The sequence below is a fragment of the Pseudomonas sp. DC1.2 genome, assembly GCF_034351645.1.
GTDB lineage: Bacteria > Pseudomonadota > Gammaproteobacteria > Pseudomonadales > Pseudomonadaceae > Aquipseudomonas.
The window spans coordinates 3,021,032-3,035,083 of record NZ_CP133782.1 but is presented as its reverse complement, the minus strand read 5'-3'; the positions used below and the strand labels follow the sequence as shown (position 1 = coordinate 3,035,083).

Genomic DNA, 14,052 nt, shown 5'->3' with positions numbered 1-14,052 from the left:
CCGTGTGCAACCCTGAACCTCAAAGAGGTTCAGGGTGACGCAGATTAGCGGCGGCGGAACAGCGGGAGCGGTTCGTCAGTGGCGGCTTGGTAGGTCACCGAAAAATCCTTGAGGCTTTCAAGGGCTTCGTAAGGATCTTTGTCTGCGCGCAAGGCAAAGGCGTCGAAGCCGCAGCGATGCAGGTAGAACAATTGGTCACGCAGCACGTCGCCAATCGCCCGCAGTTCACCTTTGAAACCATAACGGTCACGCAGCAAGCGGGCGTTGGAGTAGTTGCGGCCATCGGTGAAGGCGGGGAAGTTCAAGGCAATCACCTGAAACTGTGAAATGTCTTCACCGATTTCTTCAGCTTCTTCATCGGCGTCCAGCCAGACACCCAAGCCGCCGTCGCGGGCCTTGAGGGCGTGAGCATGATCGCGCCACAGGGCCAGCGGCACGATCAAATCGTCGCAGTTGGAGATACCGTCGAGCGTCGCGTCCTTTGGCAACACGTGCCAGGTTTCGTCGACAACCTCGTTGTTTTTAATGATTCGCTGCATAGACGCGTTCCTTGAAGAGGTCGATGCCGATACGTTGGTAGGTGTCGATAAAGCGTTCATCGTCGGTACGTTGCTCGATGTACACGTCGATCAACTTTTCGATCACATCCGGCATAGCGTCCTGGGCGAACGAAGGACCGAGGATTTTACCGAGGCTGGCGTCACGGCTGGCGCTGCCACCCAGTGATACCTGGTAGAACTCCTCGCCTTTTTTGTCCACCCCGAGGATCCCGATGTGACCAACGTGGTGGTGACCACAGGCGTTCATGCAGCCAGAGATGTTCAGGTCCAGTTCGCCAATGTCGAACAAGTAATCCAGGTCGTCAAAACGGCGCTGGATCGATTCGGCAATCGGAATCGACTTGGCGTTGGCCAAGGAGCAGAAATCGCCGCCAGGGCAGCAGATGATATCGGTCAGCAACCCAACGTTCGGCGTGGCGAAACCTTGCTCGCGCAATTCGCCCCACAGCGAGAACAACTGAGCCTGCTCGACGTCGGCCAGAATAATATTCTGCTCGTGGGAAGTGCGCAGTTGACCGAAACTGTAACGGTCGGCCAGGTCAGCCACCGCATCGAGCTGTTTGTCGGTGATGTCGCCCGGCGCAACACCAGTCGGCTTCAGCGACAGAGTCACGGCCACATAACCCGGTTTCTTGTGCGCGAGAGTGTTGCGGGTGCGCCAGCGTGCGAAGCCTGGATTTTGCTGGTCGAGGTCGGCCAACTCTGCACTCTGATTGTCGAGGGCCTTGTAGTCAGGATCGACGAAGTGTTTGGCGACGCGATGCACTTCGGCATCGGTCAACGTGGTCTGGCCGCCACGAAGGTGTTCCATTTCCGCGTCGACTTTTTGCGCGAAGACTTCAGGGGTCAAGGCTTTGACCAGGATTTTGATCCGCGCCTTGTACTTGTTGTCGCGACGGCCGTAACGGTTATAAACCCGCAGGATGGCGTCGAGGTAGCTCAACAGGTCTTGCCACGGCAGGAACTCATTGATGAACGCCCCGACTACCGGTGTACGGCCCAGGCCGCCACCTACCAGCACGCGGAAACCCAGTTCGCCCGCGGCGTTATGCACCGGCTCGAGACCGATGTCATGAACTTCGATGGCCGCACGGTCTGACGTCGAACCGTTAATGGCGATCTTGAATTTGCGCGGCAGGTAGGCGAATTCCGGGTGGAAGGTAGTCCACTGACGAACGATTTCGCACCATGGGCGTGGGTCGATCAACTCGTCGGCGGCGACACCGGCGAACTGGTCGGTGGTGACGTTGCGCAGGCAGTTGCCGCTGGTTTGGATCGCGTGCATTTGCACGGTAGCCAGTTCGGCAAGGATGTCCGGAATGTCTTCCAGCGCCGGCCAGTTGAACTGCACGTTCTGCCGGGTACTGATGTGGGCATAGCCCTTGTCGTAGTCGCGGGCAATCTTGGCCATCATTCGCGTCTGGCGCGAAGTGAGTTGGCCATAAGGGACTGCCACCCGCAGCATCGGAGCGAAGCGCTGGATATAAAGGCCATTTTGCAGGCGCAGGGGGCGGAATTCTTCTTCGCTCAGCTCGCCAGCCAGATAGCGTCGGGTCTGATCACGGAACTGCTTGACGCGGTCCTCGATGATCCGCTGATCGTACTCGTCGTATACGTACATATAAGTCCTGTTCTCAGGCTTGGGCCGGTCGGATCCAGCTGCTTTTTTCGCTTGCTTGCGTCCGATACTGCCTCGGCAATTCTGCGCGCACGGCCGCGCACTCCCTACGGAGCCGGGGCAAGATACCAGTTTGCAGTTATGCGCAAAAGTGATGTTTGAGTATATGTAAAGAACCAAAACGACTAATGAGAGTGGTTGTTACTAATTCCACATTTGTGGTGCGGGCAATCATCGTCTTAACTGTGGTCGAGTCTTTATGCAATCACCAATAAAACCGACAAGAGGCGATGCAATGAGCAACCCAACCAAAGCAAGAAAAAGTGATAGCACCGTTGATGCTTGGGCGATTCTGTTTCTGATCATTCTGGTCGTAGGCACGGCAGTGTTTTGGGTCAGCCATCAATAAACGACCTCGTCCGAGTCCAATCCCGACGATTGTCGGACAGTTGATGGAATAAGCCCCGTTTCCGGGCACTCGTTGGCTATAATATGCGGCGAAATTTCCGGGGCTCGAATGACCAATGTTGAAGCTTTTTTGTGGTGTAGTGCTGACGCTTTGCACGGTCCTGGGACCTTGTGCCCAGGCGGCTTCGGTGCTGTTCCTCAATCCGGGGTCCACCCAGGAAGCGTTCTGGGTCAGCTTCTCGCAATTCATGCAAGCCGCCGCCAAAGACTTGGGCATGGATTTGCGTATTGTTTACGCTGATCGCGAGCCTGAAGTCGTCATCGATCAAGCCCGCGAAGCCTTGCAAGGCCCCAATCGCCCCGACTATCTGGTGTTCGTCAACGAGCAATACGTTGCCCCGCAAATCCTGCGCCTGGCCCAAGGGAGCGGCGTAAAGCTGTTCATGGTCAATAGTGCTTTTACTGCCGACCAAACGAGACTGCTCGGTTCGCAACCCGACAAGCTCCCCGACTTGCTAGGCAGCCTGGTGCCTAATGACGAGGAGGGCGGTTACTTGATGCTCAAGGAACTGATTCGCCTCAAAGGGCCTGTGGCGCCCGGACAGGTGATTGAGTTGCTGGCTTTTTCGGGACTCAAGATCACGCCTTCGGCGCAACTGCGCGAGAAGGGCATGAAACGGGCGTTGGCCAAACACCCCGAGGTACGCCTGCGGCAATTGGTCTACAGCGGCTGGAGCCGTGAACGAGCCTATGAACAAGCCAAATTGCTGTTTAGACGCTACCCGCAAACGTCACTGGTTTGGTCGGCCAACGACGAGATGGCATTTGGCGCTATGCAAGCCTACACGGAGGTTGGCGGCAAGCCCGGCAAGGGTGCCTTGTTCAGCGCGGTAAACAATTCGCCACCAGCGTTGCAGGCATTTTTGGACGGTCGCTTGAGTGTGCTGCTGGGCGGGCACTTCAGCCTGGGTGGGTGGGCGTTGGTGCAGTTGCATGATTACGCGCAAGGGGTGGATGCCAGCCAATACGGTGGACGTGATCTGCAGATTCCGGTGTTGCAGTTGATCAATCGTGCGCAGGCCAAACAGTTACTGGCGTTGAGTGCCACCCAAAATTACGGGGTGAACTTTCGCAAACTGTCAGCCAAGGGGCGGCCGGCGTCCTATCGTTATCCGTTCAACCTGCAAACGTTGATCCACTGAAGTCGATTCAGACCCCCGCCAAATGCAGCACCAGCTTCACGATGCCAAACAGTGTCAGCGCAAATACAGCTGTGAACAAAATCCCCAGGATGACGAAATGACTCGGCTTGCCGTGGGTAAAGTCCCTGGCGCGGTTCTTCCCGCTTTGCACGCCGAATGCCGCCGCAACGACGCTGTGCAGCATCTGCCATAGGGTCGGCGGCTTGTTGTCGACTGGATCGTCCATAAATCCCTCGTCACGTAGGTGTGTGAGGCAAGCATAGACAATGCTGCACGGACCGTTGCCACGCTCTGCGTCTATTCTTTGGGCGCTGCGTGTTGCTGGCTACATCCCCACGCCGAGCATGGGGACGATCGTCGGCTGACCTTTAGTTGTCGTAACCCAGGTTAGGCGCCAACCAGCGCTCGGTCACGCTCAATTCCTGCCCTTTGCGTGACGTATAGCTCTGCACCTGGTCCTTGTCGATTTTGCCCACGGCGAAGTATTGCGCCTGCGGGTGGGCAAAATACCAGCCGCTGACGGCCGCTGCCGGGAACATCGCGTAGTGCTCGGTAAGGAACACACCGCTGCGCCCAGCCTGCATCTCGCGGGCTTGCGGGTCGAGCAAGGCGAACAGCGTACTTTTTTCGGTGTGGTCCGGGCAGGCAGGGTAGCCTGGGGCAGGACGGATGCCGGTGTATTGCTCTTTGATCAGAGCCTCGTTGTCCAGCGTCTCGTCCTTTGCGTAACCCCAGTAGTCTTTACGCACTTGTTGGTGTAGCCACTCGGCACAAGCTTCGGCCAAGCGGTCGGCCAGGGCCTTGACCATGATCGAGTTGTAATCGTCGCCAGCGTCTTGATAGGCCTTGGCCACTTCTTCGGCGCCGATCCCGGCGGTAGTGATGAACCCCCCCACGTAGTCGGTGATTTCGCTGTCCTTCGGCGCAACGAAATCGGCCAGGGAGAAGTTCGGCTTGCCGTCGGTCTTGATGATTTGCTGGCGCAGGTGATGCAGCTTGGCCAATGGCTTGCCATTATCGTCATACACTTCAATGTCATCATCGCGCACTTGGTTGGCCGGCCAGAAGCCGAACACTGCGCGGGCGCTGATGAGTTTCTCATCGATTAGTTTGGCGAGCATTTCCTTGGCATCGGCGTATAGCGCAGTCGCGGCCTCACCGACCACTTCGTCATTCAGGATGCGTGGGAACTTGCCAGCCAGGTCCCAGGAGATAAAAAACGGCGTCCAGTCTATGTAGTCGGCCAAGACGTTCAAATCGATGTTGTCCAGCACCTTGGCGCCTGTGAACGTTGGTTTGACCGGCGTGTAGGTGCTCCAGTCGAACTGTGGCTTCTTCGCGATGGCCACCGGGTAACTCAAGCGCTCGGTACGGGCGCTGCGGTTGGCGGTGCGCTCGCGGACTTCGATATATTCCAGCCGGGTTTTCTCGACGAAGCCGGGCTTCAGTTCCTTGGACAGCAACTGGGTCGCCACGCCCACGGCGCGTGAGGCGTCGGTGACGTAAATCACGGCGTCGTTGCTGTACTTGGGCTCGATCTTCACGGCGGTGTGCGCTTTGGACGTGGTCGCACCACCGATCATCAGCGGCAGGTGGAAATCCTGACGCTGCATCTCGCGCGCGACGTGGACCATCTCATCCAGCGACGGCGTGATCAGGCCGGACAGGCCAATGATGTCGCACTTCTGTTCCTTGGCCACTTGCAGGATTTTCTCCGCCGGCACCATCACGCCGAGGTCGACGATGTCGTAGCCGTTGCAGCCCAGCACCACACCGACAATATTCTTGCCAATATCGTGGACATCACCCTTGACCGTGGCCATGAGGATCTTGCCCTTGGCTTCTGGTTTGTCGCCTTTTTCCAGCTCGATGAACGGGATCAAATGCGCCACGGCCTGTTTCATCACACGGGCTGACTTCACCACCTGCGGCAGGAACATTTTGCCGGCGCCAAACAGATCGCCGACGATGTTCATGCCGGACATCAGAGGGCCTTCGATCACCTCGATCGGACGCGCGAAGGACTGACGCGACTCTTCGGTGTCTTCAACGATGTGGGTGGTGATGCCTTTGACCAGCGCATGTTCCAGCCGCTTGTTGACAGGCCAGCCGCGCCATTCTTCGGTCTCGGCTTCCTTGACGCTGCCGTCACCCTTGTACTTGTCGGCGATGGCGAGGAGGGCGTCGGTGCCTTCCGGTGTGCGATTGAGCACCACGTCTTCTACGGCATCGCGCAGTTCGGCGGGGATCTGGTCGTAGATCTCCAACTGGCCGGCGTTGACGATGCCCATGGTCAGGCCATTGCGGATCGCATAGAGCAAGAACGCCGAGTGAATCGCCTCGCGCACCGGGTTGTTGCCACGGAACGAGAACGACACGTTGGACACGCCACCCGATGTCAGCGCATACGGCAGTTCGTCGCGGATGTAGGCACAGGCGTTGATGAAGTCCACAGCATAGTTGTTGTGTTCTTCGATGCCGGTGGCCACGGCGAAGATGTTCGGGTCGAAGATGATGTCTTCCGGCGGGAAGCCGACTTCGTTGACCAGAATGTCGTAGGAGCGTTTACAGATTTCTTTTTTGCGCGCTTCGGTGTCGGCCTGGCCGGACTCGTCGAAGGCCATCACGACCACGGCGGCGCCGTAGCGCTTGCACAGTTTGGCGTGATGAATGAACTGCTCGACGCCTTCCTTCATGCTGATCGAGTTGACGATGCCCTTGCCCTGGATGCACTTGAGGCCGGCTTCGATGACTTCCCACTTGGAGGAGTCGATCATGATCGGTACGCGGGAGATGTCCGGCTCGCCGGCAATCAGATTGAGGAAGGTCACCATCGCCTTCTTCGAGTCCAGCATCCCTTCATCCATGTTGATGTCGATCACCTGAGCACCGGCTTCGACCTGTTGCAGGGCGACTTCCAGGGCTTCGGTGTAATTGTCTTCACGGATCAGGCGGGCAAACTTGGCAGAGCCGGTGATGTTGGTTCGCTCGCCGACGTTGACGAACAGCGAGCTGCGGTCGATGGTGAACGGTTCGAGGCCTGACAGGCGGCAGGCTTTGGGAATGACCGGGATCTGGCGCGGGGCGTAACCAGCCACCGCCTTGGCGATCGCTTCGATGTGGCCCGGGGTGGTGCCGCAGCAGCCGCCGACGATGTTCAGGAAACCGCTTTGGGCGAACTCTTCGATGACCTTGGCGGTTTCTACTGGCAATTCGTCGTACTCACCGAATTCGTTCGGCAGGCCAGCGTTCGGGTGCGCCGAAACGTGGGTGCCGGCCTTGTTCGATAGCTCCTCCAGGTAGGGGCGCAACTCGCTGGCGCCGAGGGCGCAGTTCAGGCCGACCGAGATCGGCTTGGCATGGGCGACGGAGTTCCAGAACGCTTCGGTGGTCTGGCCGGAGAGAGTACGACCGGAGGCGTCGGTAATGGTGCCGGAGATCATGATCGGCAGCTCGATGCCCAGCTCTTCGAAAACCCCTTGAACGGCGAAGATCGCCGCTTTGGCATTGAGGGTGTCGAAGATGGTCTCGATCAGGATCAGGTCGGCGCCGCCTTCAATCAGGCCTTTAGTGGCCTCGGTGTAGTTTTCCACCAATTCATCGAACGTGACGTTGCGGTAGCCGGGGTTGTTCACGTCTGGCGACAGCGAGCAGGTGCGGCTGGTCGGCCCGATCACGCCCGCGACAAAGCGTGGTTTTTCAGGGGTTTCCAGGGTCTTGGCATCAGCGACCTTGCGTGCCAGGCGTGCGCCCTCTACGTTTAACTCGTATGCCAGCCCTTGCATGCCGTAATCGGCCAGTGAAACCTGGGTAGCGTTAAAAGTGTTGGTCTCCAGAATGTCGGCGCCAGCATCCAGGTAGGCTTTCTCAATAGCACCAATGACGTCTGGGCGAGTCAGCACCAACAAGTCGTTATTACCTTTGACATCGCTCGGCCAATCGGCGAAACGTTTGCCGCGGTAATCCTGCTCTTCGAGCTTGTAGCTCTGGATCATTGTGCCCATGCCGCCATCGAGAATCAGGATTCGCTCTTTAAGGGCGTGCTTGAGGGCTTGAAGGCGAACACTGCGATCGGACATTGGGGCTACTCGGAAAGACCATGACGAAGGGGCGGGATCATAGCAAACCTGTGCGCTTTTGGAGCATGTCAGGGTTTTGCATGAATATCGCTCATGTTGGTCGCGGTGCCAGACCGGTAGAATCGCGGCGTTTTTTCATTATCGGGACTGCTCATGCCGTATCGCGTCGTCGTCTGCATTGGTTTGCTGCTTTTAAGCGGATGCGCCGTTGCGCAGGAACCGGCTATTTCTTATACCCGCGATATTCAGCCGATCTTCACCGAAAAGTGTGTGGCCTGCCACGCCTGCTATGACTCCGCCTGTCAGTTGAACCTGGGCAGTGGCGAAGGCGCGGCGCGTGGCGCTACAAAGATCCCGGTCTATGACGGCGAGCGTCGCGAGGCCGCGGCGCCGACCCGGCTGTTTTATGACGCTTTCGGCAAGCAAGCCTGGCAGCACAAGGATTTTTATTCGGTGCTCGACGCTCAAGGCAGTCAAGCCGCGTTGATGGCGCGCATGCTGGAGTTGGGCCACAACGCTGTGTTGCAGCCCAACGCCAAGTTGCCGGATGACATCGTCCTGGGCCTGAATCGCGAGAACATGTGTGCGATGCCGGCGCAGTTCCAGGGTTACGCCAGCGCTCACCCTCAAGAAGGTATGCCTCTGGCGGTGACCGGCCTGACTGATCAGCAGTATCAGACACTGCAACGCTGGCTTGCATCCGGCGCGCCCATTGATGAGCAAGGGTTGGTGCCGAGTACACAGGAAGCGTTGCAAGTGCTGCAATGGGAAAACCTGCTCAATGCGCCGGGTGCCCGCGAGAGCCTGGTCGGGCGATGGTTGTTCGAGCATTTATTCCTGGCGCACCTCTACTTCAACGACGGTGAGCCGGGACATTTCTTCCAGTGGGTGCGTTCACGCACGCCGACCGGCCAACCTATAGACCTGATCAACACCCGGCGTCCGAACGACGATCCGGGTACTCAGATTTACTACCGTTTGTGGCCGGTGCAGGGTGTGATCGTCCACAAGACCCACATCACCTACCCATTGAGCCCGGCGAAAATGGCACGGGTCAAAAGCCTCTTCTATAGCGGTAACTGGCAGGTGACGGCGTTGCCAGGTTATGGCCCGGAACGTCGGGCCAATCCGTTCCAGACCTTCGAGGCCATTCCCGCTCAGGCCCGCTACCAGTTCATGCTCGATAACGCCGAATACTTTGTGCGCACGTTTATTCGCGGTCCGGTGTGCCGCGGCCAAATTGCGACCGACGTCATTCGTGACAACTTCTGGGCGCTGTTTCAGGCGCCGGACCATGACCTGTACATCACTGATCCTAACTATCGAGGGCAGGCCACGCCGTTGCTGGCGATGCCGGGGCAAAACGACGATGTCGGCAGCGTATTGAGTCTTTGGCGAGACTACCGCAACAAGCGTAATGAATATGAAGCGTTACGCCGCGACAGCTACGCTGATGCGCCGGCGCCGAGCTGGTCTACGTTGTGGGCAGGTAACGACAATGCCTTGTTAAGCATCTTTCGGCATTTCGACAGTGCCTCGGTGACCAAGGGCTTGATCGGTGAAGTACCGCAGACGATATGGCTGTTTGACTATCCGTTGCTGGAACGCACCTATTACCAGTTGGCGGTGAACTTCGATGTGTTCGGCAACGTGTCACATCAGGCGCAGACTCGCTTGTACTTTGACTTGATCCGCAACGGAGCCGAGCAGAATTTCCTGCGCCTGATGCCGGCCAATTCCAGGGGCGACTACCTCGACGATTGGTATCAGAGTAGTGGCAAATTCAAAATGTGGTTGGACTACGAGTCCATCGATAACGACAAGCCGACAGCACTGAAACTGGACGAAAAAGACCCTAAACGCGACTTTGCAAAGCAGTTGCTGGCTCGATACGGCGACCTCAATGCAACCCCGGACCCGATCAATCGATGCGAGGGCGCCTATTGTTCACGGCCCAATATCGACCCTGAATTGCAGAATGCCGAGCAGGCGTTGAGTCGCCTCACATCCCGTCCGGCTGCCGGGCTCAAAATCATTGATCAACTGCCAGAAGCCAGCATGCTGCGCATCGAGACCCGCAGCGGCAAGCGCGAGTTCTATAGCCTGTTGCGCAACCGTGCCCACAGTAACGTCGCGTTTTTGAGCGGCGAATCGCTGCGCTATCAGCCGGGGCTGGACACCCTGACCATTTTCCCCGGCGTGCTTAGTAGCTACCCCAACTTCATCTTCAACATTCCCGCCGAGCAAGTGCCAGCGTTCGTGGACGCGATGGAGCACGCCAATGACGGCAGCGGTTTCGAGAAAATCGTCGAGCGTTGGGGTATTCGTCGCAGTCATCCGCATTTTTGGGAGTATTTCCATGACCTGAGCCGCTACCTTCATGAAACCGATCCGGTGGAAGAGGGCGTGCTGGACATGAACCGCTACGAGAATCTTTGATCGATTTTTGATCGAAACGTGGGCGGAGTGTTGGTCGGGGTGAAACCCCGCTATTTCAGGCTTTAAAGCCTTGCCTGATGAGGTTTTGAACAGGCCGCCAGCGTTCGCGCTTTCCCGACAAAAATACTGGGACTTTGTGCGGCGCGACGATTGGCGTAAACTGCGCCGACGCCTGCGAGGAGTTTCCATGACCGCTATTACCATTACCGACGCCGCCCACGATTACCTGGCTGATCTGCTCTCCAAGCAGAACACCCCAGGTATCGGCATCCGCGTCTTTATCACCCAGCCTGGCACTCAGTACGCCGAAACCTGCATTGCCTATTGCAAGCCGGGCGAAGAGAAATCTGAAGACACTGCGCTGGGGCTCAAAAGCTTCACTGCCTACATCGACTCATTCAGCGAAGCCTTCCTGGATGATGCGGTGGTCGACTATGCCACCGACCGTATGGGCGGCCAACTGACCATTAAGGCGCCAAACGCCAAAGTACCGATGGTCAACGCTGACAGCCCGGTTAACGAGCGCATCAACTATTACTTGCAGACCGAGATCAACCCGGGGCTGGCCAGCCACGGCGGTCAGGTCAGCCTGATTGATGTGGTTGAAGACGGCATCGCCGTTCTCAAGTTCGGCGGCGGTTGCCAGGGCTGTGGCCAGGCAGACGTCACGTTGCGTGAAGGCATCGAGCGCACCCTGCTCGAGCGTATTCCGGAGCTCAAGGGCGTTCGCGACGTAACCGACCACACGCAGAAAGAAAACGCCTACTACTAAGGTGTTCGCTGCGACATAAAAAACGGCGCCCCGTGAGCGCCGTTTTTTTATGGGTGATGTTCAAGGATGCCTTCTCGAGCAGGCTCGCCCTGGATTGACGAGCGCCCAATTGCGAACGAGCGTGCTCGCGAAGAGGCTGCTAAGGGCGGTACAAATGCGCATGCCCCGCGCGGTACAGCGAGGACTCACTGAAATGATCGCTGCCAAGCACCCGGCCCACCAGGATCAGCGCCGTGCGTCGGAACCCTTTCGCTTCAACTTTCTCGGCGATATCGGCCAATGTCCCTACCACCCAGTCCTGATCCGGCCACGTCGCCCGGTGAATCACGGCGATCGGGCAGTCTGCGCCGTAATGCGGTAGCAACTCGGCAAGGATCTTGTGCAGATGATTGACCCCAAGATGAATCGCCATGGTCGCGCCGTGTTGCGCCAGGCTGCCCAGCTCTTCGCCCGCCGGCATCGCCGTCTTGTCGGCGTAACGCGTCAAAATTACGCTCTGCGAAACGTCTGGCAGCGTCAGTTCTGCCCCCAGCAGCGCGGCGCAGGCTGCTGTGGCGGTGACGCCAGGGATGATTTGAAAGGGAATATCGAGCTCGCGCAGGTAGCGAATCTGTTCGCCAATTGCACCGTACAAACTGGGATCGCCGGAATGCACGCGGGCGATGTCCTGGCCGTTGGCGTGGGCGTTTTTGATCAGTTCGATGATCTGTTTCAGGTGCAGCTCGGCGCTGTTGACTACGTGTTCGGCCCGGTGGCCTTCAAGCACCGCAGCCGGCACCAGCGAGCCGGCGTAGATGATCACCGGGCAACTGCGAATCAGCCTCTGGCCTTTGACGGTGATCAGTTCCGGGTCGCCGGGACCCGCGCCAATAAAATAGACGGTCATCGTCGGTTCCTGTAAGAAAAAGGGCGTGGAGAACGCTTCAGATGAAGATTGCTCATGATCGAGAGGGCGGATTAGCGCTGGGGTTGTGCCGCACTGGCTACCGCGAGGGTCGCCTGGGCATATTTCTGTCGCGATACCAGCAGTTTTGCCGGGGCCTCGACCAGTTGCTCCGCCAACGCCAAGGCTGCACTTTCCGCCACGCCGTAACAACCGGTGCGCTCGAAGGCGATCTGTGATTGATGGCTCAACTGTGATTGATAGCGAGCCAGCTGTTCGCTGCTGAAATACATCAATGGCAGGGACAACTGCGCGGCCAACTCTATCAGCCCCGGTTCATCGCGTTTCAGGTCGATGCTGGCCAGGGCCTTGATCATCCGCAATTCGATTTGATGAGCCTGTAACGCCTGATCAAGCAGTGCGCGTAGCGTGCTGACCGGGCAGCCGCGCTGGCAGCCCAGGCCGACCACCAGGGTCGGCGCTGCGCGGTTACTCGTCATGCGTGGTATTGACCGTCGGTTTTGCGGCGGAAAAGCCAGGCGCTTATAAGGCCCAAGGCCAGCCAGAACGCTACGTTGGTCAGCTGCGAAGCGATTTTGAACTGCGCGTCCAACGCTTCCGGAGCCAGCATCGAATGGACTTCCGGTTGTGGCGCACCGATCACGTGCGGAACCGCCAGAATAGCCACTCCGAGGATTTTCATCAGCCAGTGACGGCTGAACACGATCAGGGCGATACCGGCAGCGGTAGACGCTGCAGTACCGATCCACCAGGTCTGTCGTTGCGCCAGATCGGCGGCGACAGTGCCCGGCAACTCAGGTGGCAGGCCCAACGTTGGCGCCAGCACGAAGGTCGCATAACCCGCCAGGCCCCAGAGCAGGCCCTGAGCGGTGCGGGTGGGGGCGCGCAAAGTGTAGAGGCCCGCCAGCATCAGCGCGAAGCCCACCGCAACGACCAGGTTACCGCCGGTGGTGGACAGCACGCGCTGCCAACCGTTTTCCGGTTCCCAGGCCTCGGCGTCGTGAGTGTGGCCCACCATCGCGCCTTCGGCATGTTGATGGGTTTCAGTCGCTGGGGACTTTTCGTAGGTCTCTGCCTGCAGAATCAGCGGGGCCACCCAGAAGCTTTGCAGCAGAGTCAGCAGCAGGGCGGCCAGCAACCCGGTGAAACCTGCGGTTTGCGCTATACGCTTGATCATTTGGGCAGGTCTCAATGGCACGGAAACGCGGAGCTGTGACGGGTATCGTGTGCGGCATTGTGTACCGCATCAATGTGCGAGAAACCGGCGAAGTACACCAGGCAGGCACCGAGAATCGATGCGCCGATAGCGGCGGTCAGGCGTTGGCTCAGCGTTGTAGTGTTGCTAGTGGTGCGGCTGGTTGTACTGCTGATGATCGACATGGCGCTTCCCTCTGGTCTGTCAGCGGGTGAATAGAGCGCATGAAGACCCCCTGCGCGACAGGCATGCAGAAGTTCAAACAGCGCCCGCCCACCGCGGGTTTGTTATCGATGTGTTGCGGGCCGGTCTCCGGGCTCACGAGGGGCCAAGGCTTGCGCCTGAACCTGCAAGAATCGCCTTCCCATGCGACGTTGTCGGCACAGTGGATCTGATTCTTCGCTCGCTTACCGTTGCGGGGGCAGCATCGGACTGACATGGCTTTAAGAGTAAAGCACATGATTCACCGATTTCCCGTTTCACCCTATGAAGGGCACCCGTAACAAGGCGCACAGCAGACCACGGGTGGGGGCGGGGAGTCAATTGGCAAGGGTTCTCAACGCCGAACTGGAGGAACGTTGTCGCGAGCAGCCTCGCAACGGTAGCGGCGCGGACGCGACAAGACATTGACCCGCCCCCAGACGATGCGTAGCCTTGCGCTTTCGAGGTTCTTCGGCGTTTGTCGAAGCTAAGAAGGGAACGCGGTCGATGCCGCGGCTGCCCCCGCAACTGTGAACGGTGATGTTCGCTGCCACGCCACTGCAAGCCCACTTCATTGGGCGAACGGGAAGGCGCAGCAAATGCCAGTCAACCGACTGGCACACCGTCAGCCAGGAGACCTGCCTCGTCACAGATTCTCACTACAACCGGGCGGG

General features: G+C 58.5%; 11 protein-coding genes and 2 riboswitches. Of the genes, 3 read left to right on the top strand and 8 right to left on the bottom strand.

Going from position 1 to position 14,052, the window contains the following annotated elements; genetic code table 11:
• Positions 1 to 44: 44 nt before the first annotated feature.
• Together RHM68_RS13680 and RHM68_RS13675 are read right to left on the bottom strand one after the other, a co-directional pair.
• Complete coding sequence (locus RHM68_RS13680; RefSeq protein WP_322215448.1) at positions 45 to 539, bottom strand: DUF934 domain-containing protein; 495 nt, start codon at positions 537 to 539, stop codon at positions 45 to 47.
• Positions 523 to 2,181, bottom strand: a complete 1,659-nt coding sequence (locus tag RHM68_RS13675; protein WP_322215445.1) for a nitrite/sulfite reductase — start codon at positions 2,179 to 2,181, stop codon at positions 523 to 525. Before RHM68_RS13675 ends, RHM68_RS13680 begins: the two co-directional genes overlap by 17 nt.
• 521 nt (positions 2,182 to 2,702) lie before the next feature.
• On the opposite strand from RHM68_RS13675, the gene RHM68_RS13670 reads away from it, so the two are divergent.
• On the top strand, positions 2,703 to 3,788 hold the full coding sequence (locus tag RHM68_RS13670; protein ID WP_322215443.1) for an ABC transporter substrate-binding protein: 1,086 nt from the start codon (positions 2,703 to 2,705) through the stop codon (positions 3,786 to 3,788).
• 7 nt (positions 3,789 to 3,795) lie between these two features.
• Here RHM68_RS13670 and RHM68_RS13665 read toward each other — a convergent pair whose 3' ends face one another.
• A complete protein-coding gene (locus RHM68_RS13665) occupies positions 3,796 to 4,014 on the bottom strand; it encodes a DUF2970 domain-containing protein (protein WP_322215441.1) in 219 nt (72 codons plus the stop codon).
• Between the two features lie 142 nt (positions 4,015 to 4,156).
• Entirely contained in the window at positions 4,157 to 7,867 is a 3,711-nt protein-coding gene (metH, locus tag RHM68_RS13660) for a methionine synthase (protein WP_322215439.1), read from the bottom strand.
• Positions 7,868 to 8,020: 153 nt separating this feature from the next.
• Here metH and RHM68_RS13655 point away from each other — a divergent pair, with 153 nt between their 5' ends.
• Positions 8,021 to 10,306 carry a fatty acid cis/trans isomerase gene (locus RHM68_RS13655; protein ID WP_322215438.1) on the top strand — a complete coding sequence of 762 codons (2,286 nt, stop codon included), beginning with the start codon at positions 8,021 to 8,023 and terminating at the stop codon, positions 10,304 to 10,306.
• A 187-nt stretch (positions 10,307 to 10,493) separates the two neighbouring features.
• Complete coding sequence (gene nfuA, locus RHM68_RS13650; protein ID WP_322215436.1) at positions 10,494 to 11,078, top strand: Fe-S biogenesis protein NfuA; 585 nt, start codon at positions 10,494 to 10,496, stop codon at positions 11,076 to 11,078.
• Positions 11,079 to 11,217: 139 nt separating this feature from the next.
• Here the strand turns inward: nfuA and cobM are convergent, their stop codons facing one another.
• The 4 genes from cobM to RHM68_RS13630 form a co-directional block, all read right to left on the bottom strand.
• A complete protein-coding gene (gene cobM / locus RHM68_RS13645; RefSeq protein WP_322215434.1) occupies positions 11,218 to 11,964 on the bottom strand; it encodes a precorrin-4 C(11)-methyltransferase in 747 nt (248 codons plus the stop codon).
• Positions 11,965 to 12,035: 71 nt separating this feature from the next.
• The gene (locus tag RHM68_RS13640; protein ID WP_322215432.1) at positions 12,036 to 12,461 is read right to left on the bottom strand and encodes a cobalamin biosynthesis protein; all 426 of its coding nucleotides are present in this window, start codon (positions 12,459 to 12,461) and stop codon (positions 12,036 to 12,038) included.
• Entirely contained in the window at positions 12,458 to 13,159 is a 702-nt protein-coding gene (locus RHM68_RS13635) for a CbtA family protein (protein ID WP_322215430.1), read from the bottom strand. The genes RHM68_RS13640 and RHM68_RS13635 overlap by 4 nt, the downstream gene beginning before the upstream one ends.
• 11 nt (positions 13,160 to 13,170) lie before the next feature.
• Positions 13,171 to 13,362 carry a CbtB domain-containing protein gene (locus tag RHM68_RS13630; RefSeq protein WP_322215427.1) on the bottom strand — a complete coding sequence of 64 codons (192 nt, stop codon included), beginning with the start codon at positions 13,360 to 13,362 and terminating at the stop codon, positions 13,171 to 13,173.
• A gap of 100 nt (positions 13,363 to 13,462) precedes the next feature.
• Positions 13,463 to 13,693: riboswitch (cobalamin riboswitch) on the bottom strand.
• Positions 13,694 to 13,825: 132 nt separating this feature from the next.
• Positions 13,826 to 14,039: riboswitch (cobalamin riboswitch) on the top strand.
• Positions 14,040 to 14,052 lie beyond the last annotated feature (13 nt).

Bases quoted from the DNA above. Each gene is read 5' to 3' on its own strand.
- RHM68_RS13680 (WP_322215448.1), bottom strand. From the start codon at position 539: ATGCAGCGAATCATTAAAAACAACGAGGTTGTCGACGAAACCTGGCAC.
- RHM68_RS13675 (WP_322215445.1), bottom strand. From the start codon at position 2,181: ATGTACGTATACGACGAGTACGATCAGCGGATCATCGAGGACCGCGTC.
- RHM68_RS13670 (WP_322215443.1), top strand. From the start codon at position 2,703: ATGTTGAAGCTTTTTTGTGGTGTAGTGCTGACGCTTTGCACGGTCCTG.
- RHM68_RS13665 (WP_322215441.1), bottom strand. From the start codon at position 4,014: ATGGACGATCCAGTCGACAACAAGCCGCCGACCCTATGGCAGATGCTG.
- metH (WP_322215439.1), bottom strand. From the start codon at position 7,867: ATGTCCGATCGCAGTGTTCGCCTTCAAGCCCTCAAGCACGCCCTTAAA.
- RHM68_RS13655 (WP_322215438.1), top strand. From the start codon at position 8,021: ATGCCGTATCGCGTCGTCGTCTGCATTGGTTTGCTGCTTTTAAGCGGA.
- nfuA (WP_322215436.1), top strand. From the start codon at position 10,494: ATGACCGCTATTACCATTACCGACGCCGCCCACGATTACCTGGCTGAT.
- cobM (WP_322215434.1), bottom strand. From the start codon at position 11,964: ATGACCGTCTATTTTATTGGCGCGGGTCCCGGCGACCCGGAACTGATC.
- RHM68_RS13640 (WP_322215432.1), bottom strand. From the start codon at position 12,461: ATGACGAGTAACCGCGCAGCGCCGACCCTGGTGGTCGGCCTGGGCTGC.
- RHM68_RS13635 (WP_322215430.1), bottom strand. From the start codon at position 13,159: ATGATCAAGCGTATAGCGCAAACCGCAGGTTTCACCGGGTTGCTGGCC.
- RHM68_RS13630 (WP_322215427.1), bottom strand. From the start codon at position 13,362: ATGTCGATCATCAGCAGTACAACCAGCCGCACCACTAGCAACACTACA.